Raw genomic sequence first — 18171 nt, forward strand, 5'->3', positions numbered from 1 at the left:
CGGCAAGAACTCTAGCTCCACGCGCGCCGCGCCGGCCGCCTCCTCGACCACGGCGGCGATGCGCGCGCGCAGCGTCTCGAGCGTCCAGGCGTCGTTGAAGCGCACGTTGAATTGCGCCCGGGCCTCCCCGGGAATGACATTGACCGCCGGATTGCCCACGTCGATCGACGAGACTTCGAGATTGGTCGGGTCGAAATGCGCCGTGCCGCGATCGAATTCGTAAGACGAGAGCGCCGAGACAATGCGCGCAATGGCTGGCACGGGATTATCCGCGCGATGCGGATAGGCGACATGGCCTTGTTTGCCGATCACCCGAATCTTGCCGTTGAGCGAGCCGCGTCGGCCGATCTTGATCGTATCGCCGAGCGCAGAAACATTGGTCGGCTCGCCGACGATGGCGTGGTCGAATTTCTCGCCCCGCGCCCGCGCCCAGTCGAGCATTTTCACCGTGCCGTTGATCGACGGGCCTTCCTCGTCGCCGGTAATGAGGAAGGAGATCGTCCCCTTGGGGGCGCCATGGCGGGCGACATAGGAGAGCGCCGCCGCCATGAAGGCGCCGATCGCCCCTTTCATGTCGCTCGCGCCGCGGCCGACGAGCCGGCCGTCGACGATCTCTCCGGCGAAAGGGGCCGAGCTCCAGCGCGCGACGTCGCCGGCGGGGACGACGTCGGTGTGGCCGGCGAAGACGAGATGCGGGGCGCCTGCGCCTATTTTGGCGAAGAGATTATCGACATCCGGCGTGCCGGGCTCGGTGAAAATCAGCCGATGTGTCTCGAAACCAGCGGCTTTCAATTCGCGCTCCACCACATCGAGCGCGCCGGCGTCGGCGGGCGTGACCGACGGGCAGCGGATGAGATCGCGGGAGAGGGAAACGGCGCGAGAGAGGGACATATCAGAAAGCTTTCGGCGGATGTTTCAGGGCCTCGCGCGCGGAGCGGCGGGACTTGGTCGAACGCGGCAAGATAGCATTTCTGCTCGAACGACGTCCTTCCCGGCTAGCCGGGAATCCAGAGCCACAAAAGCGCTATTTTTGCTCTGGATTCCCGATCACTCGCTGCGCGAGCGTCGGGAATGACAGCGTCGTTCGGCGCGCCATCAGCCGCCGGCGAGTGCGAGGCGCGTCTCGGCCCGAAATGTCAGCGTAAGGCCGCCAGCAAAGCCCTCGTTCAGCCCGAGCAGCGCCGGCAATACCGCCCGCACGTCGTCGATCATGGCCTGCCAGGTTTCCGCCTCCACCACGAGGCCCGGCGCGTCGTCGCTTGTCGCGATCCAGACGCGCGCCTCGTCGTCCCATTCGGCGTCGATTTGCACAGGTTTCGGCATGGACAAAAAGGTCGGCCTCTCCCTGCCGGTTGTCAAGAAAGCTCAGGCGAACGCGCTTCCCTGAACCCCAGCTCATACACGGACCAGGCGATCACCCCGACCAGCACGGCGTCCACACCCCAGACCCAATAGATCGGCATCACCTCGGCCACACGTGGCTGCAGCCAGCGGGTCGCGCCGTCGATCAGCGCGACGAGCGGCGCAAGCCCCGCGAGCGCGACCGGCGCAGGCTGGCCGAGGTCGCGGAAGCGCTTGGCGGAGAGATTCACATAGCAGACCGCGACGAGCAGGATCGCAAAGGCGTAGACGAGGACAAAGCTGTAAGCCACGGCCGTCATCGGCACGAAGAAGGGGTCCTTGGCGAGATCATGCTCGGTATAGGGCGAGAGCGCCAGCCAGATGAGGAAGAAAGGCGCAATCACCGCCGCCAGCGCGCCCGCGCCCTTGAGCCAGGTCGCGCAGTCGATGCGCCCCTGCTCGGTGCGGTAGAGGAAGCGGATGCGCTCGGCGTCGATGGCCATCAGTCCCTCAACAGCTCATTGATGCCGGTCTTGGAGCGGGTCTGCGCGTCGACGGTCTTGACGATGACCGCGCAATAAAGCGACGGGCCGGGCTCGCCATTGGGGAGCGGCTTGCCGGGCAGGCTTCCCGAGACGACGACCGAATAAGGCGGCACATAACCCGTGTAGACCTTGCCCGTGGCGCGATCGATGATCTTGGTCGAAGCGCCGATGAAGACGCCCATCGACAGAACCGAGCCCTTCCCGACGACGACGCCCTCCACGACCTCCGAGCGCGCGCCGATGAAGCAATCGTCCTCGATGATCGTCGGATTGGCCTGCAGCGGCTCCAGCACGCCGCCGATGCCGACGCCGCCCGAAAGATGCACATTCTTGCCGATCTGCGCGCAGGAGCCGACCGTCACCCAGGTGTCGACCATGGTGCCGGCGTCGACATAGGCGCCAAGATTCACGAAAGACGGCATGAGGATCGCCCCCGGCGCCACATAGGCCGAATGGCGCACGATCGCGCCCGGCACGGAGCGGAAACCGGCCGCGCTATGCTCGCCCGCGCCCCAGCCGACGAACTTCGAAGGGACTTTGTCCCACCAGGTGGCGCCGCCGGGCCCGCCCGCGATCACCGCCATGTCGTTGAGACGGAAGGAGAGCAGCACGGCCTTCTTGAGCCATTGATTGACCTGCCAGGACTCCGGCCCCTCCTTGCCCTCGATCTTCTCCGCGACGCGCAGCTTGCCGGCGTCGAGCAGGCGCAGCGCGCTGTCGACGGCGCGGCGAATATCGCCCTGGGTCTCGGCGTTGATATTGGCGCGATCCTCGAAGGCGGCGGTGATGAGGGTTTCTAATCCGGTGTGCGGCATGAAGGTCCCATGGGTGGAGAAAGCTGGGCCGGTTTGTAGGCGCATGGCGGGGGGAGTCAACTCTGAGCGCCAGCCGCACAGCCGCGCCTTGCTCTTGACCCGCGGCGGCGGCGGGCCTTGGAAAGAGGCGGCGGCGAAAACGCGATTTTGAATCACAAAAGGCAAGCCGATGATCGACCCATCCTTTGCGCGAACCATGGCGCGCTACAATCAATGGCAGAACCAAAACCTCTATGCCGCCGCTGACGGCTTATCTGACGAAGAGCGGCGCAAGGACCGGGGCGCGTTCTTCAAATCGATCCATGCGACGCTCAATCATTTGCTGTGGGCGGACTATATGTGGCTCAGCCGCATCGCCGGGGGCGAGCCGCCGGAGTGCAGCCTGGACGACTCGAGCGCGTTTCGCGCCGAATGGGAGGTCATGAAGGCCGACCGCGTGCAAACCGACTTACGGCTGATCGACTGGGCGAATCGCCTCGACGCGTCGGCGCTCGAAGGAGAGTTCACCTGGTATTCGGGCCTGCTTCAAAGCACGATCGCGAAGCCCAAGCATCTCATCGTGGTCCATATCTTCAATCACCAGACCCACCATCGCGGGCAGGTTCACGCTATGCTCACCGCCGCGGGGGCGCGGCCGCACGGGACGGATCTGGCGATTATGCAGCTTGCCTAAATAATCCGGGATCCGCTGGATTGGAGAGAGCCACAAGAGCGCTGGTTTTGCTCAGAGCCGTCATTGCGAGCGAAGCGAAGCAATCCAGGGCAGCGATGCGGCTCTGGATTGCTTCGTCGGCTCCGCCTCCTCGCAATGACGGCGGTAATTCCGCTCGCTCGTTTTACGAGCGTCGCGATCAACACCGAACCAATCAAGCGGATCTCGTATTACTGGCAGCTCGTCAGCGGGTCTTTGCAGAAGGGCACATTCTGCCATCTGAAGAGATTGGCCGAGCGCGGATCGATGGTCAGCTTCAGCCACTCGGCCGGCGCGACCGTCGAGCCCTGCACGGTGATGCGGGTCAGATTCGGCACGGGAATGGTCTTGTGAATCTGGCCCGTGGCGCTCGACGGATCGGCGAGCGGCTTGTCGACCGTGAAGATATGCGAGTCGCCGTTGAGCAGCAGCACCGGCTTGCCGAAGGCGACGCTGAGACGCGCCAGCTCATTCACAAAACCCGTGTAGCCGTCGAGGCCGTCGCCGCCGGGCGCCGCCGCGAAGCGATCCCACATATCAGCCTGAATGCCGATCACGACGCCCTTCATCCGATAGCGCATGGCGAATTGGAAGGCTGTATTGAGCCAGCGAATCGCCGCGGCCGTGCGGTCGGCGATTTCCTGCTGATGCGCGGGGCCTTCGAAACCATTCGTCCAGGCGTTCTTGTCGTTGTTCGAACCCGGCATGTTCAGGGTGACGAACATCACCCGCGCGTCCGACCACAGCACGTTCTCGACATATTGTGCGTCCTTGGGGAAGTTCGTGTCGAATTTCTCAGCCTGGGTGTAGACGGTCTTGTCGGTGAGCCCGAGCGTGTGGCCGGGACGCGCGAAAAACAGGGTGCGAATCGAGGCGATTTCATTGAGCGGCGCACTCGTGGCCTCCTTGGTGCGATGGCAGTCGGTCCACTCATTGTCGCCCGGCGTATAGACAACCGGCGATTTGAACTGCTGGAAGAACGAGAAAATCTTCTGATTATAGCCCGGGTCGGACGTCGGAACCGGCGGCAGGATGCCGGCGCTGGTGCAGGGCATGCTGCCTGAATGAATGTCGCCGAGATGCATGACGAGGCTGACGTCTCCGTCCTTATTGACCGAGTCGATCAGCAGCTTCGCATTGTCGATCAGCAGCTTGTTGTACGGCCAGTCGCCGAAGACGGCGATCGTCTTGCGGGCAGAATCTTCATGCTCGTCGCGCTCTTCGGCAAGCGCGGGCGCCTGCGCGGCGCATAGAGCCGCAAGCAAGGCGGCGGAAAAGAATTTTTTCATTGCGGGCTCTCCATCCATCGGCCCGTACGATCGACGCAGCCGGCGGGTGGAGGCCTAAGTAATGGCCAAGACAGAGCAATGTCGCCTGAATGACGGTTAAGTGTCAGCGACCGAGCGTTTCGAGAAAACCCACGAGGTCGTCGGTGACGAAATCGACATGAGGCTCGTCGCCGCGCGCGACCTCCCATGCCTCGCGCTCGACCGCCTCTCCTGCGGCCGGCAGAACGAGCACCGTCGTCATCCCGCGCCTGTGCGGCACGAGGAGATTGCGCGGAATGTCTTCAAAGAGCACAGAGCGTGCGGGGTCGACCTTCAGCCGCTCGAAGAAGCGTTCATAGGCGGCCTCCTCCGGCTTGGCGATGAAATCCGCGGCGATAATGTCGAAAATATCTTCGAAGAGATGATCGATCCCGAGCTGTTTGGCGGTCGCGGTCGCATGATGGCGCGAGCCGTTCGTGAGAATCAGCTTGCGGCCCGGCAAAGCCGCGATCGCTTCGGCCAGCGAATGATTATGCTCGAGCGACGAGCGGTCGATGTCGTGGACGAATTCGAGATAGGCTTCGGCCTCGACTTCGTGCTCGATCATCAAGCCGCGCAGCGTCGTCCCGTAGCGCAGATAGTAATGTTTCTGTAGGGCGCGCAGCGAAATGGCGTCGAGGCCGAACAGGCGCATCATGAACAGGGTGATGCGCGCGTCGATCTTGGGCCAGAGGTCGGCCGTCTGCGGATAGAGGGTGTTGTCGAGATCGAACACCCAAGTGTCGATGTGGGAGAAGCGATCGTTCAGGCCAGCGCCTAGAGGGTTGCTCATCGTCCTTCAGCCACGACAACCGTCATGGCCGGGCTTGTCCCGGCCATCCACGCGGCAAATGCGTTGGCCCTCGCTCATCGCCGTCCGGCGTGGATGCCCGGCACAAGGCCGGGCATGACGGGAATCCTCTTGCAAAGCGTCCTGCGTTCCACGTTTCCTCACCGCGTGATCAGCGTGCCGGCGCCGTGGTCGGTCAGCAATTCAATCAACACCGCATGCGGCAGCTTGCCATCGAGAATAACCACGCCCTCGACGCCGCGCTCGATCGCATACATGCAGGTCTCGACCTTCGGGATCATGCCCCCGGTGATGGTGCCCTCGGCGATGAGGCCCGGAATATCGGCGACCTTCAGCTCTCGGATGAGCTCCTTGTTCTTATCCAGCACGCCGGGAACGTCGGTCAGGAACAGCAGGCGCTTGGCGCCGAGCGCGCCGGCGATGGCTCCCGCAAAGGTATCGGCGTTGACGTTGAAGCTCGCGCCGCCCGGCCCCTGCGCGACCGGCGCCAGCACGGGGATCAGCTCGCGGCCGAGCACCTGGTCGAGAACGGTCGTGTCGACCTTGTCGGGCTCGCCGACATAGCCGAGATCGACGCCGTCCGAGCGTTCGAGCTTCTTGGCCGTCAGCATGCGGCCGTCCTTGCCGGTCAGGCCGATGGCGCGGCCGCCTTCCGAATTGATGTAGCCGACGATCTGCTTGTTGATGGAGCCCGCGAGCACCATCTCGACAATGCCCATGGTCTCGCCGTCGGTGATGCGCAGGCCGTCGGCGAATCGCGATTCGACGCCGAGCCGCTTGAGCATGGAGCCGATTTGCGGCCCGCCGCCATGCACGACGACCGGATTCACGCCGGACTGCTCGAGCAGCACCATGTCGCGCGAGAAATTACGCGCGACCTCGTCGTCGCCCATGGCGTGGCCGCCGTATTTCACGACGACGATGGCCTCGTCGTAGCGCAGCATATGCGGCAGCGCCTGCATGAGGATGCGGGCCTGTTCGAGCGCGCTTTCAGTGGTCGAGACGGTCATGGGAGAACTTCCTGGATCATTGGCGCTGGACCCATCCCTCCCCGGCGATCGAGAATGCCGGATGAAGCCCCGTATCTGCTTCCTCTCCCGCAACGCTGGGGAGGGGTCGCTGCCGAACTAGCCCGTTCGATCCTTCATATTCAAGCCCCCCGCTCAGCCAGAAGCTGAGCCACGGCGCCGCGCAGCGCCGGAATCCCCTCCCCCGTCTGCGAGGAGGTGAAGATGATCTCCGGATAGGCGGCCGGGCGCTTCGATAGCGCTTCGGCAGTCGCGGCGACGACGGCGCCGCGCTCCGAGATTTTCAGCTCGTCGTGCTTGGTGAGAACGACCTGATAGGAGACGGCCGATTGATCGAGGAGATCGAACATCTCCGCGTCCACAGGCTTGACTCCGCGCCGCCCGTCGACGAGCACGAAGACCCGCGCGAGCGAGGCGCGGCCTCGCAGATAATTGCGCATCAGCGCGCCCCAGCTCGCGACTTTTTCCTTGCTGACTGCTGCATAGCCGTAGCCCGGCATGTCGACGAGGCGCAGCCGCTCGGCGCCGGGCTCCCCGCCGAGCGCAAAGAAATTGAGCTGCTGCGTGCGGCCGGGCGTATGCGAGACGCGGGCAAGCGTCTTGCGATTCGTCAGCGCATTGAGGAGCGAGGATTTACCGACATTGGAGCGGCCGGCGAAGGCGATCTCGGGGGGGCCAAGCGGAGGCAGGTCGCCCGCCTTGGCGCTGGCGAAGATGAAATCGCAAGGGCCGGCGAAGAGAAGGCGGCCGTCTTCGAGGAAATCAGTCATGGCGGTCGCCCAGCGTTCGCTGTCATCTGACTGGCGTGGATGGCCGGGACAAGCCCGGCCATGACGGGCTCCCAGTGGACCGCGAGCCTTCAGGCTCGCTTCGATGCGCGCCTGAAGGCGCGCGGTCCACCCGGACGCCGCTTAAGCCAGCCCGAAGGTCTTGCGCAGATTGTCCCACAGCTCGAACTTCACGCCGGCGCGCTTCATGATCACGCCCTGTTGAGTGATCGAGAGCAGATTGTTCCACGACCAATAGATGACCAGGCCCGAGGCGAAGCCGCCCATGGTGAAGGTGAACATCACCGGCATCCAGGCGAACATGGTCTTCTGGATTTCGTCGGTCGGCTCCGGGTTCATCTTCATCTGCAGCCACATGGTCACGCCCATGACCAGCGGCCAGACGCCGAGCGCCAAATAGGGCCCGAAGAAGGCGACATGGGTCGGATCGAAGGGCAGCAGGCCGAAGAGATTGAAGATATTGGTCGGGTCCGGCGCCGAAAGGTCCTTGATCCAGCCGAAGAAGGGCGCGTGACGCATCTCGATCGTCACGACGAGCACCTTATAGAGCGAGAAGAACACCGGGATCTGCAGCAGCACGGGCAGGCAACCGCTCGCCGGATTGACCTTCTCGCGCTTGTAAAGCTCCATCTGCGCCATGTTGAAGGCTTGCTTGTCGTCGCCGAACTTCTCTTTCAGCTCTTTGATCTTGGGCTGAATTTCCTTCATCTTGGCGATCGACTGATAGCTCTTGTTGGCGAGCGGCAGGAAGGCGAGCTTGACGATAACCGTCACCGCCAGGATCGCGACGCCGAAATTGCCGAAGAGCTTGTAGAGGAAGTCGATCAGGCGGAACATCGGCCGCGTGATGAAATAGAACCAGCCCCAGTCGATCAGCAGATCGAAGCGCTTCAGGCCCGGATTGGCCTTATAGGCGTCGAGCGTATCGATTTCCTTGGCGCCGGCGAAGACATAGGTCGTCGTCTCGGCGCTGGCGCCGGGCTCGATCGTCTTGGGCTCGCTGACCGTATCGGCCTGATAGGTCTTGGTGGCGCCGCCCATGGCCATATAGCGAGCCTCGAAGGCGATGTCCTGGGCAGGGGCGACGACCGCGCCCCAATATTTGTCGGTGAAGCCGACCCAGCCGCCAACGCCCTTGAAGGTCTTGGTGTAATTGGGCTCTTTCTCGATCTTGTCGTAGGTGAGCTCCTCCGCCTGTTCGCCAATGACGCCGACATAGCCTTCATGCAAAGCGGCGTAGCCGGCGGACGGCGGGCGGCCGACGCGGATCACGCGCGAGAAGGTGTAGAGCGGCGCCGGCTTGGCGGATTTGTTCTCGACGCTGTCCTTGATCGTGAACAGATATTCGTCGTCGACCGAAATGACGCGCTTGAAGACGAGGCCCTGGCCATTGTCCCAGGAGAGCGTCACCGGCTTGCCGGAGGTGAGCTTGTCCGAATCCGCCGTCCAGAGCGTCTCGGTCGTCGGCAGCGCCGGCGCGTTTTCGGTTTCGCCGGTCAGATAGCCGAGCTCGGCGTAATAGGCACCCGGGGCGTTTTCCGGCGAGAGCAGCGTGATGATCGGGCTCGTCGGATCGACGGTCTGACGATAATTCTTGAGAGACACGTCGTCGACGCGGCCGCCCTTGAGGGCGATCGAGCCGGAGATCGTGCGCGTGTCGACGGCGATGCGCGGGCTCTCGGCGAGCGCCTCTTCGCGGGTGCGGGCGATCTTGACCGGCGCGGCGGCGCTCTTGTCGGGCGCGCCGAGCTTCGGAATTTTGGCCATGCGCTGCTGTTCGACCTGCGCCTGACGCTGCCGCTCCATCTCTGGAAAGGCGTAGAAATAGTCCCACAGGCCGATGAAGATCATCGAGAGCGCCGCGGCCATGAGCATGTTTTTGGTGTTTTCCGTCATGACGCGGCAGGCCTGTCTTTCTGTTTAGGCCGGGCCTTCGCGGCGCTGCGCTCATCGAGCCGCGCGAAGCCTTTGGCCATCTCACTGACGATTTCGACGAATGGCGCGTCTAGCGCCCCTCGCCGGGCGACGAACACGTAATCGCGGCCGGGCCGCGCGCCAAGGTCTCCGCTTATCCGGAGAGCCTCCTTGAGACGGCGGCGGATTCGATTGCGCCCGACGGCTCCCGCCACCTTCTTGGTGACAGTGAAGCCGAAACGCGCCTCCGCTGGCGAGACCGTCTCTTCCGGCCCACCCTGCCCCGCCATTTGAAGCGTGAACAAGCGCGCCGAAAAGCGCGCGCCGGTCTTCGACGCACGCACAAAATCCTGGCGCCGGCGCAGACGCGCCCGCTTTTTCTCGGGCTTTTGCGATTCGACGGGGGCGTCGGTCGTCATTTCAGCCGTCCGCCTGTTCCGTCGATCGCGAAAAGCCCTATCAGGCCGAGAGGCGCTTGCGGCCGCGGGCGCGGCGGGCAGCGATGACGGCGCGGCCGCCGACGGTGGCCATGCGGGCGCGGAAGCCGTGACGGCGCTTGCGCACGATTTTGCTGGGTTGATAGGTTCTTTTCACCGAATGTCTCCGTCGCGAACCGCGGCCCCTCCGGCCTTGGCCCGCCTTCCAATGCGCCCTGCCCGCTTTTCCTTCCCGCCGCGCTCGAAAAGCGCATGGGACCGCCGATCGCGGGACGGCAAAACAGATTAGACGCCGCCCCTCTCGGAGCGGCGCCGCGCGTGGCATATAGGAGAAAGGCTCAGCGCAAGTCAATGACGCCGCCGTCCGTTTTCGGACAAATCCAGAGGCCTCGCCCGGACCGCGAGCCTTCAGGCTCGCCTTTTTCTGCGCGCCTGAAGGCGCGCGGTCCAGTATTATTTGACTTTATAGACGACTGGTCTAATAATCACCCCATGTCAGATCGCAAGAATACCGACGAAACCCGCAAGCGCCTGCTCGACCACGGCGTCGCGCTGATGCTGATGAACGGCTATCGCGGCGCCGGCCTCGCCGACATCCTCAAGGCCGCGCAAGTGCCGAAGGGCTCCTTCTATTATTATTTCGAGAGCAAGGAAGCGTTCGGCGCCGAAGCGATCGGACATTATCTCGCGCCCTTCCTGCGCCGCCTCACCGAGCGCCTGCGCGAGCCGGGGAAGAGCGGGCTCGACGCGCTTGCCGGCTATTTCCGGGAGCTCGCCGGCGAGCTCGAGGCGAATGGCTTCAAGGGCGGCTGCCTGCTCGGCAATCTCATGGGCGAAATCGCCGATGCGAGCCCCGCGTCGCGCGAGGCTCTGAAGAAGGGCGTCGATCGCTATCGCGACCTTCTCGCCGAGGGGCTGGCGCGGGCGCAGACGGAAGGGCTCGCGCGCAAGGACCGATCGGCCAGCGCCATGGCCGATCTGCTGATCGACGGCTGGCAGGGGGCCATGCTGCGCATGAAGATCGAGCAATCCGCCGCGCCGCTCCACGCCTTCATCGAGGAAACGCTCCTCGGCTATTGCGCGGCCTGACCTAGTTTCACAAGGAGGCAGCCACCCACCTTCGTCAGCCTAGACTAGACGACCGGTCTAATATCACCGGTCCAATATCAAAGGGAGAGAGAGAAAAATGAAAAGAACAGTCGCCTTTTTCTGCGCGCTGACCGCCTTCGCCGCCGCGCCCGCGCAATCGGAGATCCTGGCTGCGCTCAATTATGAGACGAAACCCGGCGTCTCGCCCCGTCGCGAAGGGGTCGCGATCATCGACATCGACCCCGCCTCGCCGAATTTCAACAAGATCGTCAAGGACGCGCCGCTGCCGTCCGACTTCGTCGCCCATCATATCTATTTCAACAAGGACCGCAGCAAGGTCTATGCGACCTCGCTCGGGCGCTCGGCGATTGCGGTTTACGACATCAATAAATTTCCGGCTGACCCGGAAATGTTTCCCGTGCCCGACTGCAAGGTCGGCGAGGACATGGTCTTCACCGCCGATCGCAAGCGCTGGTTCTTGAGCTGCATGGGCTCCAGCAATGTCATCATGGGCGACGCGCAAACCAACCGGACGCTCGCCGTCATCGGCGCGCCGAAGCCCGCCGCTGGCGAGCCGCCGCGCCCCTTCATCGAGCACCCGCATGGGCTGACGCTGAACGAGAGCCTCGACCTGCTCGTCGTGACGAGCACGGTCGATCCGGTGGATTTCTCGAAACCGGGCGAAACAATCACGCTCGTGCAGGCGTCGAGCGGGAAGCTTCTCGCCACTCAGAAAGTCTCGCAAAAACCCTCGCCCGCCGCCGAGGCGCCGGTCGAGACCGCCTTCGCGCCTAAGGGGGCGCCGCAGACGGCCTTTGTCACCAATATGCTCGGCGGGACGCTGTGGAGCGCCGTCTGGCGAGAGGCCGACAAGTCTTTCGACCTCGCCAAGGCCTACGACTTTTCGGCGATCGGCCAGGGCGTGCCGCTCGAAATGGAGTTCAACGAGGCGGGCGACCGGCTCTATGTGACGACCGCCAAGCCCGGCGCGCTCAACATCTTCGACATTGCCGAGCCCACGCAGCCGAAGCTCCTCGCCTCGATCCCGGCGGCGGCGGGCGCGCATCATTTCGTTTTCTCGCCGGACCGCCGCTACGCCTTCGTCCAGAACAGCCTGCTCAACCTGCCCGACATGAACGACGGTTCGGTGACCGTGATCGATCTTCAGGCCAATAAAGTGGCGGGCAAGATCGACGTCCTGCAGAAGGCGGGCTTCAACCCCAACTGCATCATCCTCATGCCGCAATGGAACACGGATAACGATTGAGGCGGCGACACACTTATACGCGCATGGGGACTTGTCATTCCCGGCGGGCTGAAAGCCCGACCGGGAATCCAGAGCCACAAAAGCGCTGGTTTGGCTCTGGATTCCAGATCGCTCGCTGAAGCGAGCGTCGGGAATGACACCGGCTGAATCAAGCGGACCTCGTAGCAATTAGCCGCCCCTTCGTCATTGCGAGGAGGCGAAGCCGACGAAGCAATCCAGGGCAGCCGCCGCGGCCCTGGATTGCTTCGCTTCGCTCGCAATGACGGCGCTGGCGTCGCCCTGACGTCGCCGCGGCGCAAAAAAGCGAGCCTCTCCCCAACAACGCCGCTCTTCCCCCGGCGCGCCTGGGCAAAGACACGAGGCGCCGTCGAAGCTGGAGCCGGGCGCGACGTTTCGTCGCCGCTCGGGCGCCGCGCAAATCCCATCCAACGCAAACTTTTACCTTTGCGCGCCCGACTCACGCCGGCGTATAGATTGGGAGAAGCGAGTGATTCGCTTTGTCTCGAAGCCTTCTCTCCAGTTGCGTGGCGCGTTCCCCGTTCAGAGCCCGAATTAAGACTTCGGGCCGCATTGCGGGCGCAAGTGAAGGTTTATTAACCAATTCCGCTTACCGTCAGAACCTAGACGGGAAGAGTCGCAGGACCAGGGGGCTGGTCCGTGACCGACGTGCGCCCATGGGCGGACGGCGATCAAATTCGATGGAGCTCGGTGGGGAACCAACATGCGCGTTTTATTGATCGAAGATGACAGCGCGACGGCTCAAAGCATCGAGCTCATGCTCAAGTCCGAGAACTTCAACGTCTATACGACGGATCTCGGCGAGGAAGGCATCGACCTCGGCAAGCTCTATGATTACGACATCATCCTACTCGATTTGAACCTCCCCGACATGTCGGGTTACGAGGTTCTGCGCCATCTGCGCGTCGCGAAGGTGAAGACGCCGATCCTCATTCTCTCGGGCCTCGCCGGCATCGAAGACAAGGTGAAGGGCCTCGGTTTCGGCGCCGACGACTATCTGACCAAGCCCTTCCACAAGGACGAGCTGGTCGCCCGCATCCACGCCATCGTCCGCCGCTCCAAAGGGCATGCCCAGTCGGTCATCACCACGGGCGATCTCATCGTCAATCTCGACCAGAAGACGGTCGAAGTGGGCGGCGCCCGCGTGCATCTGACCGGCAAGGAATATCAGATGCTGGAGCTGCTTTCGCTGCGCAAAGGCACGACGCTGACGAAAGAGATGTTCCTCAATCATCTCTATGGCGGGATGGACGAGCCGGAGCTCAAGATCATCGACGTCTTCATCTGCAAGCTGCGTAAGAAGCTCGCCAACGCCAGCGACGGCCGCAATTACATCGAGACCGTCTGGGGCCGCGGCTATGTGCTGCGCGAGCCGAGCGAAGCCGACGAACGCATCACCGCCTGACGATTATCGAAGCGGATATTGAAAAAGGCCATGTCCAGACGGACGTGGCCTTTTCGTTTACCGCCCGTCATTGCGAGCGAAGCGAAGCAATCCAGAGCCCCGCCTCGGCTCTGGATTGCTTCGTCGCTGCGCTCCTCGCAATGACGACGGGGGCGATCGCGATCGTCTTCAAGCCAGGCGCAACTGCGGCTGCGCCCGGCGCGTCTGCCAAACGCCATTCGCCGTCGTCTGCGAGAAAAAGGCGCCGGCCTCCGCCGCCGTCTCCGTGGCGCCGAGGACGAGATAACCGCCGTCGCTCAACGCGTCGGCAAGACGCGCGAGCACGGCGCGCTTCGTTTCCGGCTCGAAATACATCAGCACATTGCGGCAGAAGATGACGTCGAAGGCGCCGAGCGCCGCATAATCCGACAGCAGATTGAACGCGCGGAAGTCGATGCGCGCGCGCAGATGTTCGTTCACGCGCCAGCTTGCGCCGTCGCGATGGAAATGCCGCAACAGAAGGCCCGTAGAAAGCCCGCGCTGCACTTCGAATTGGCTATAGCGTCCGTTGCGCGCCGTCTCAACGGCGCGCGTCGAGAGATCGGTGGCGAGGATGTCGAGGCTCCAGCCGCGCAGCGACGCGGACTCGTTTTCCAGCAGCATCGCAAGCGAATAGGCTTCCTGGCCGGTCGAGCAGGCCGCACACCAAAAGCGCAGCCGGCGCTCCTGCGCACGCGCGGCTATCAGGCTTGGCAGAATCGTCGTCCTGAATGTCTCGAAAGGGGTCCGATCCCGAAAAAAGAACGTCTCATTTGTCGTCAGCGCATCAATGACGTCCTGCGCCAGCGAGCCATTGTCGCGGCGCTCGAAAGCCTCCGTGAGATCCGCGAAGCCGGAGAGGTTATGCGTCCGCATGACGGGCGCGAGGCGGCTTTCGACGAGATATTGCTTGTCGGCGCCGAAAGCGATGCCGGTGACAAGGGCGATTTGACGGCGAAACCGCGCAAAGGCGAGAGTCATGCGCGCGCCCTCGCAGAAGAAGGCTGGGCGCCAAGGCCGTCATTGCGAGGAGCGAAGCGACGAAGCAATCCAGAGCCACACGAGGGCTCTGGATTGCTTCGCTGCGCTCGCAATGACGGCGCTACTTTTGCTCTGAACGCCCGAGCGTTCGATACAATTTCTGAAGACATAAAAAAACGACGCATATACCAACGCCTTTGCACGAGAAACGCGACACAAGCGCCTTGCGGCGCTAGAAAACCGGCCTCAAACGAGGCCGATTTCCTCGAACTTCGACCGCACGATGTTCTGGTCGAAGGGCTTCATGATATATTCGTCGGCGCCCGCATGCATGGCGCGCGCAATATGGCCCACTTCGTTTTCCGTCGTGCAGAAGACGACCTTCGGCGTTGCGCCGCCGGGCATTTTGCGCAACGCGCACAGGAATTCGAAGCCGTCCATCTCCGGCATGTTCCAGTCGAGCAGAATGGCGTCCGGCATCGCCTTTTCGCATTCGGCGAGCGCCGCCTTGCCGTCCGCCGCCTCGCTGGTGCGGAAATGCAATCCTTCGAGAATCCGGCGCGCGACCTTGCGGATCACGGGGGAGTCGTCCACCACGAGAACCTGTTTCATCTCAGCTTGCTCCTGTATTCGAATAATTTGAATTGCCTTGTCGCCCGCCGCGCCGACGCGGCGCCTCGCTCAATTTCGCGACGCGCCGCAGCAATGCCTCGACGTCGAGGACAGACAAAAAGCCGTCGTCCAAGCGATAGCAGCCTGCCACCATCTCCGCGAGACGCGGATCAATATGCGCCGGGCAGGCGATAAGATCGGTTTCACTCGTCGCCACGACGTCTTCCGTCGCTTCGACGAGCAGCGCATATTCCTCGCCGTCATGCTCGATCCCGACCGCAAGGCCGTTGGAGCCGTCGATTGCTTCATCGAGCCACAGACAGCGGTCGAGATAGAGGGCCGTCACGATGCGGCCGCGCAAATTGGTGAGCCCTGCTACCTCGCGCGGCGCGAGCGGCACCGGCGTGAGATTGTCAAGATAGAAAACCGTCTTCACATGCTCGACCGGCAGGCCCACGATCTGGCCGCGCACCCTGATCACGAAATGGCGGCTTTGCGTGACGGCAGGCGCCGCGCGGCTGCGGCTGTAGCTGAAGTCGGCGACGTCAAAACTCATGCGGCGGCCTCCGCCATGATGCGACGCTCGATCTGCTCGCCCGACGCCGCGACGCCATCGAGCAGCGCGCCGAGCGTTTCGACCAATGCCCGCCTGTCGAATTTGCCGACGAGCGCGCGCACGCCGCAGAGCGTCGCAACCTCGAGGGCTTTCGCCGTCTTTTGCGGCGCGAGTGCGATAATGGGCAAATCCGCGCGCCCCGGCGTCTGCAGCAAGGCGCGCGCCAGCGCATAGCCGTCCATGTCCGGCATGTCGATGTCGGTCACGGCCGCGTCGATGCGCAGCCCGCGTGCGGCAAGTTCGAGCGCCTCGCGGCCTGAGGCCGCCGTCGTGACTTCATAGCCGGCCGCGAGCAGAACAGGCGCCAGCATGTCACGGAAGAATTGCTTGTCGTCCACGAGCAACACGCGCGGCCGTTGATTGACGCCGCGCGTCAGCACGCCTGGATCGGCCATTTCGATGAAATAGGCGACGTCGAGCACATCGACGATGCAGCCGTTCATGCTGACCGTGCCGATGATCCTGGGATCGGCGCCTTTCTTCTGGAAGGACAATTCCTCCTCGACCACGTCGATGACCTCGTCGACGACGATCGCGGTCGCCTGTCCGGCGCCGGCGAGCACGAGAATAGGATAATCACGCGACGCGTCGAGGCGCATATCCGTCGCCGCCGGAAAGACCGGCAACAGCCGCTTTTCGTAAAGCATCGCATAGCCGTCGCCGGAGGGAACGAAGCGGTCGGCCGTCACTTCCTCGATGCGCATGACGAGCGACAATGGCAAGGCCTTCAACGATCCGCCGCCCGCGCGCAGCAGGATGATCCGCGTCTTCTCACGCTCGGGCGCAAGAAGCGCGGCGGGCGCCGGGCGCGCCGGCGCGGCGAGATTATCGAGGCCCATGCTTTCGATAATCGCCGCCGGATCGAGGATCAGCGCGACGCCGCCGTCGCCGAGGATGGTCTGGCCGGAGAACACGCCGATGCGCGCGAGCGGTCCGGAAAGCGGCTCGATGACGATCTCCTGAACATCCGCGATGGTCTCGACCAGAAGGCCAAAGCGCACGCCGCCCACCCGCAGGATGACGGCGAATCCATCGCGCCGCGGCGCATCATCCGGCGCATCGAGATCGAGGACATCCGCGAGATCGACCAGCGGCAGCGCGTCGCCACGCAGCCGCAAGACCGGCGCATCGTGAATGAGTTGTATATGATGGTCGAAACCTTCGCCGACCCCGACCACCTCGATCACCGCCATTTGCAGCACGGCGAAGCGGGAGCGGCCGCAGGAGAGAATGAGCGCTGGCGCAATGGCGAGCGTCAGCGGGATGCGCAAGATAACGGTCGAGCCCTTGCCCGCCGCCGAATTGATGAAAACCGCGCCGCCGATCGACTGGATATTGTCGCGCACGACGTCCATGCCGACGCCGCGGCCGGAGATTTTCGTAATGCTCTGCGCCGTCGAAAAGCCGGGCAGCATCACGAATTCGAAAATGTCGGCGTCGCTCATGCGGGCGAGCGACTCTTTCGTGCCGAGCCCCAAGGCAATCGCCTTCGCCTTGATGGCCTCGCGATCGAGCCCGCGGCCATCGTCCTTGATCTCGATGGTGATCTGGCCCGCGTCGTAATTGGCGCTGACGCGGATGCGGCCGGCCTCCGGCTTGCCGAGCGCCAGACGCTCCGCGCCGGTCTCGATCCCATGATCCGCCGCATTGCGAATAATATGCGTCAGCGGCGCGCGGATGAGTTCGATGACCTGGCGATCAAGCTCCGTGTCGCCGCCGAGCGTGACAAGTTCGATCTTCTTGCCGAGCTCGAGTGACAAATCGCGCACGAGGCGCGGCAGCGTCGCGAAAAGCCGCTCGACCGGCTGCATGCGCACCTGCATCACCGCGTCCTGCAGATCGCCGGTGACGCTCGACAGATTCTGCACGGCGGCCTTGATGACTTCGTCGTCGCCAGCGCTGGAGAGTTCGAGAAGCTGGTTGCGGGTCAGAACCAGCTCAGAGACGATCCCCACCAAACGATCGAGCACGCCGACCGACACGCGCACCGTATCGCTCAGCCGGGCGCCGAGGCTGGAGAGAGTCTCCGACGAGCTTGCCGCTTGCGGCGCCATGGCGGGCGGATTGGCGTCCTGCGGCGCAAGCGTCGCGTTCGGTCGAAGGCTCGCCGCGCCCTGCTCCAACTGCGTCAGCAACGCTTTGTCGTCGCCTTCGGGCTCGACCTCATTGCGGGCAATTTCGAGAAGCAACATCGACAGGCGGTCGACCGCCGCGAGAATCAACGACACATGAGCGGAGGTCGCCGTCGCGCCGTCGCGCAGCCGCCCGATCAGCGTCTCTGTGGCGTGGGTCAGCCGCGCGACGCGCGGCAGGCTCAGAAAGCCGCTCGACCCCTTGATCGTGTGGATATGGCGGAACAGGCTGGCGACGAGGGCCGGGTCTGTCTGATCCTTCTCGAAACGCAGCAGCTCCACCGACGTCGCGTCGATGTGCTCTGTCGCCTCCTGAAGAAAATCCTTGAGCAGATCGTCCATGCCGCGCCCCTCGC

At 63.6% G+C, this 18171-nt stretch carries 19 protein-coding genes (1 of these 19 running past the window's edge); 4 read left to right on the forward strand and 15 right to left on the reverse strand.

From position 1 onward, the window contains the following. The 4 genes from dapE to dapD all read right to left on the reverse strand — a co-directional run. Positions 1-891 carry the 5' portion of a succinyl-diaminopimelate desuccinylase gene (gene dapE, locus QMG84_RS14655; protein WP_281928799.1) on the reverse strand. The gene continues 267 nt to the left of window position 1, outside the view, so only the first 891 of its 1158 coding nucleotides appear in the window; its start codon is at positions 889-891; the stop codon falls past the left edge of the window. A 204-nt stretch (positions 892-1095) separates the two neighbouring features. After that, complete coding sequence (locus tag QMG84_RS14660) at positions 1096-1323, reverse strand: DUF1902 domain-containing protein (protein WP_281932025.1); 228 nt, start codon at positions 1321-1323, stop codon at positions 1096-1098. Positions 1324-1355: 32 nt separating this feature from the next. After that, positions 1356-1844: a hypothetical protein gene (locus QMG84_RS14665; protein ID WP_281928801.1), complete on the reverse strand. Its 489-nt coding sequence runs from the start codon at positions 1842-1844 to the stop codon at positions 1356-1358. Next, complete coding sequence (gene dapD / locus QMG84_RS14670) at positions 1844-2701, reverse strand: 2,3,4,5-tetrahydropyridine-2,6-dicarboxylate N-succinyltransferase (RefSeq protein WP_202074217.1); 858 nt, start codon at positions 2699-2701, stop codon at positions 1844-1846. Before dapD ends, QMG84_RS14665 begins: the two co-directional genes overlap by 1 nt. A gap of 169 nt (positions 2702-2870) precedes the next feature. Between dapD and QMG84_RS14675 the strand changes: the two genes are divergently transcribed. Then, complete coding sequence (locus QMG84_RS14675; RefSeq protein WP_281928803.1) at positions 2871-3374, forward strand: DinB family protein; 504 nt, start codon at positions 2871-2873, stop codon at positions 3372-3374. A 209-nt stretch (positions 3375-3583) separates the two neighbouring features. Here the strand turns inward: QMG84_RS14675 and QMG84_RS14680 are convergent, their stop codons facing one another. The 7 genes from QMG84_RS14680 to rpmH form a co-directional block, all read right to left on the reverse strand. Further along, on the reverse strand, positions 3584-4681 hold the full coding sequence (locus QMG84_RS14680; protein ID WP_281928805.1) for a metallophosphoesterase: 1098 nt from the start codon (positions 4679-4681) through the stop codon (positions 3584-3586). 103 nt (positions 4682-4784) lie between these two features. Then, on the reverse strand, positions 4785-5492 hold the full coding sequence (locus QMG84_RS14685) for a pyrimidine 5'-nucleotidase (protein WP_281928807.1): 708 nt from the start codon (positions 5490-5492) through the stop codon (positions 4785-4787). 158 nt (positions 5493-5650) lie between these two features. Then, the gene (gene argB / locus QMG84_RS14690; RefSeq protein ID WP_202074204.1) at positions 5651-6520 is read right to left on the reverse strand and encodes an acetylglutamate kinase; all 870 of its coding nucleotides are present in this window, start codon (positions 6518-6520) and stop codon (positions 5651-5653) included. 140 nt (positions 6521-6660) lie between these two features. Further along, on the reverse strand, positions 6661-7308 hold the full coding sequence (yihA, locus tag QMG84_RS14695) for a ribosome biogenesis GTP-binding protein YihA/YsxC (RefSeq protein ID WP_281928808.1): 648 nt from the start codon (positions 7306-7308) through the stop codon (positions 6661-6663). Between the two features lie 141 nt (positions 7309-7449). Continuing rightward, entirely contained in the window at positions 7450-9222 is a 1773-nt protein-coding gene (yidC, locus tag QMG84_RS14700) for a membrane protein insertase YidC (RefSeq protein ID WP_281928810.1), read from the reverse strand. Then, positions 9219-9659 carry a ribonuclease P protein component gene (rnpA, locus tag QMG84_RS14705; RefSeq protein ID WP_281928812.1) on the reverse strand — a complete coding sequence of 147 codons (441 nt, stop codon included), beginning with the start codon at positions 9657-9659 and terminating at the stop codon, positions 9219-9221. The genes yidC and rnpA overlap by 4 nt, the downstream gene beginning before the upstream one ends. Positions 9660-9699: 40 nt before the next feature. Further along, positions 9700-9834, reverse strand: a complete 135-nt coding sequence (rpmH, locus tag QMG84_RS14710; protein ID WP_165052887.1) for a 50S ribosomal protein L34 — start codon at positions 9832-9834, stop codon at positions 9700-9702. Between the two features lie 335 nt (positions 9835-10169). Here rpmH and QMG84_RS14715 point away from each other — a divergent pair, with 335 nt between their 5' ends. The 3 genes from QMG84_RS14715 to ctrA all read left to right on the forward strand — a co-directional run bounded on the left by QMG84_RS14715 (position 10170) and on the right by ctrA (position 13456). Beyond that, the gene (locus tag QMG84_RS14715) at positions 10170-10766 is read left to right on the forward strand and encodes a TetR/AcrR family transcriptional regulator (protein WP_281928815.1); all 597 of its coding nucleotides are present in this window, start codon (positions 10170-10172) and stop codon (positions 10764-10766) included. 97 nt (positions 10767-10863) lie between these two features. After that, the gene (locus QMG84_RS14720) at positions 10864-12033 is read left to right on the forward strand and encodes a YncE family protein (protein ID WP_281928817.1); all 1170 of its coding nucleotides are present in this window, start codon (positions 10864-10866) and stop codon (positions 12031-12033) included. Positions 12034-12754: 721 nt separating this feature from the next. Continuing rightward, complete coding sequence (gene ctrA / locus QMG84_RS14725) at positions 12755-13456, forward strand: response regulator transcription factor CtrA (RefSeq protein ID WP_165052893.1); 702 nt, start codon at positions 12755-12757, stop codon at positions 13454-13456. 168 nt (positions 13457-13624) lie between these two features. Here the strand turns inward: ctrA and QMG84_RS14730 are convergent, their stop codons facing one another. From QMG84_RS14730 to QMG84_RS14745, 4 genes are all read right to left on the reverse strand, one after another. Continuing rightward, positions 13625-14455, reverse strand: coding sequence for a CheR family methyltransferase (locus tag QMG84_RS14730; RefSeq protein WP_281928819.1), 831 nt, complete (start codon positions 14453-14455; stop codon positions 13625-13627). 246 nt (positions 14456-14701) lie between these two features. Next, positions 14702-15067: a response regulator gene (locus QMG84_RS14735; RefSeq protein ID WP_202074197.1), complete on the reverse strand. Its 366-nt coding sequence runs from the start codon at positions 15065-15067 to the stop codon at positions 14702-14704. 1 nt (position 15068) lies between these two features. Next, complete coding sequence (locus QMG84_RS14740; protein WP_281928820.1) at positions 15069-15623, reverse strand: chemotaxis protein CheW; 555 nt, start codon at positions 15621-15623, stop codon at positions 15069-15071. After that, the gene (locus QMG84_RS14745) at positions 15620-18157 is read right to left on the reverse strand and encodes a hybrid sensor histidine kinase/response regulator (RefSeq protein ID WP_281928822.1); all 2538 of its coding nucleotides are present in this window, start codon (positions 18155-18157) and stop codon (positions 15620-15622) included. The genes QMG84_RS14740 and QMG84_RS14745 overlap by 4 nt, the downstream gene beginning before the upstream one ends. Between the last annotated feature and the right edge of the window lie 14 nt (positions 18158-18171).

Source organism: Methylocystis iwaonis (genome assembly GCF_027925385.1).
Classification (GTDB): Bacteria; Pseudomonadota; Alphaproteobacteria; order Rhizobiales; family Beijerinckiaceae; genus Methylocystis; species Methylocystis iwaonis.

What these genes read in the sequence shown, in the direction of transcription:
- QMG84_RS14660 (WP_281932025.1), bottom strand. Translation starts at nt 1,323, where the DNA reads ATGCCGAAACCTGTGCAAATCGACGCCGAATGGGACGACGAGGCGCGC.
- yidC (WP_281928810.1), bottom strand. Translation starts at nt 9,222, where the DNA reads ATGACGGAAAACACCAAAAACATGCTCATGGCCGCGGCGCTCTCGATG.
- argB (WP_202074204.1), bottom strand. Translation starts at nt 6,520, where the DNA reads ATGACCGTCTCGACCACTGAAAGCGCGCTCGAACAGGCCCGCATCCTC.
- QMG84_RS14715 (WP_281928815.1), top strand. Translation starts at nt 10,170, where the DNA reads ATGTCAGATCGCAAGAATACCGACGAAACCCGCAAGCGCCTGCTCGAC.
- QMG84_RS14685 (WP_281928807.1), bottom strand. Translation starts at nt 5,492, where the DNA reads ATGAGCAACCCTCTAGGCGCTGGCCTGAACGATCGCTTCTCCCACATC.
- QMG84_RS14680 (WP_281928805.1), bottom strand. Translation starts at nt 4,681, where the DNA reads ATGAAAAAATTCTTTTCCGCCGCCTTGCTTGCGGCTCTATGCGCCGCG.
- QMG84_RS14720 (WP_281928817.1), top strand. Translation starts at nt 10,864, where the DNA reads ATGAAAAGAACAGTCGCCTTTTTCTGCGCGCTGACCGCCTTCGCCGCC.
- rnpA (WP_281928812.1), bottom strand. Translation starts at nt 9,659, where the DNA reads ATGACGACCGACGCCCCCGTCGAATCGCAAAAGCCCGAGAAAAAGCGG.
- yihA (WP_281928808.1), bottom strand. Translation starts at nt 7,308, where the DNA reads ATGACTGATTTCCTCGAAGACGGCCGCCTTCTCTTCGCCGGCCCTTGC.
- QMG84_RS14665 (WP_281928801.1), bottom strand. Translation starts at nt 1,844, where the DNA reads ATGGCCATCGACGCCGAGCGCATCCGCTTCCTCTACCGCACCGAGCAG.
- ctrA (WP_165052893.1), top strand. Translation starts at nt 12,755, where the DNA reads ATGCGCGTTTTATTGATCGAAGATGACAGCGCGACGGCTCAAAGCATC.
- QMG84_RS14675 (WP_281928803.1), top strand. Translation starts at nt 2,871, where the DNA reads ATGATCGACCCATCCTTTGCGCGAACCATGGCGCGCTACAATCAATGG.
- QMG84_RS14740 (WP_281928820.1), bottom strand. Translation starts at nt 15,623, where the DNA reads ATGAGTTTTGACGTCGCCGACTTCAGCTACAGCCGCAGCCGCGCGGCG.
- QMG84_RS14730 (WP_281928819.1), bottom strand. Translation starts at nt 14,455, where the DNA reads ATGACTCTCGCCTTTGCGCGGTTTCGCCGTCAAATCGCCCTTGTCACC.
- QMG84_RS14745 (WP_281928822.1), bottom strand. Translation starts at nt 18,157, where the DNA reads ATGGACGATCTGCTCAAGGATTTTCTTCAGGAGGCGACAGAGCACATC.
- QMG84_RS14735 (WP_202074197.1), bottom strand. Translation starts at nt 15,067, where the DNA reads ATGAAACAGGTTCTCGTGGTGGACGACTCCCCCGTGATCCGCAAGGTC.
- dapD (WP_202074217.1), bottom strand. Translation starts at nt 2,701, where the DNA reads ATGCCGCACACCGGATTAGAAACCCTCATCACCGCCGCCTTCGAGGAT.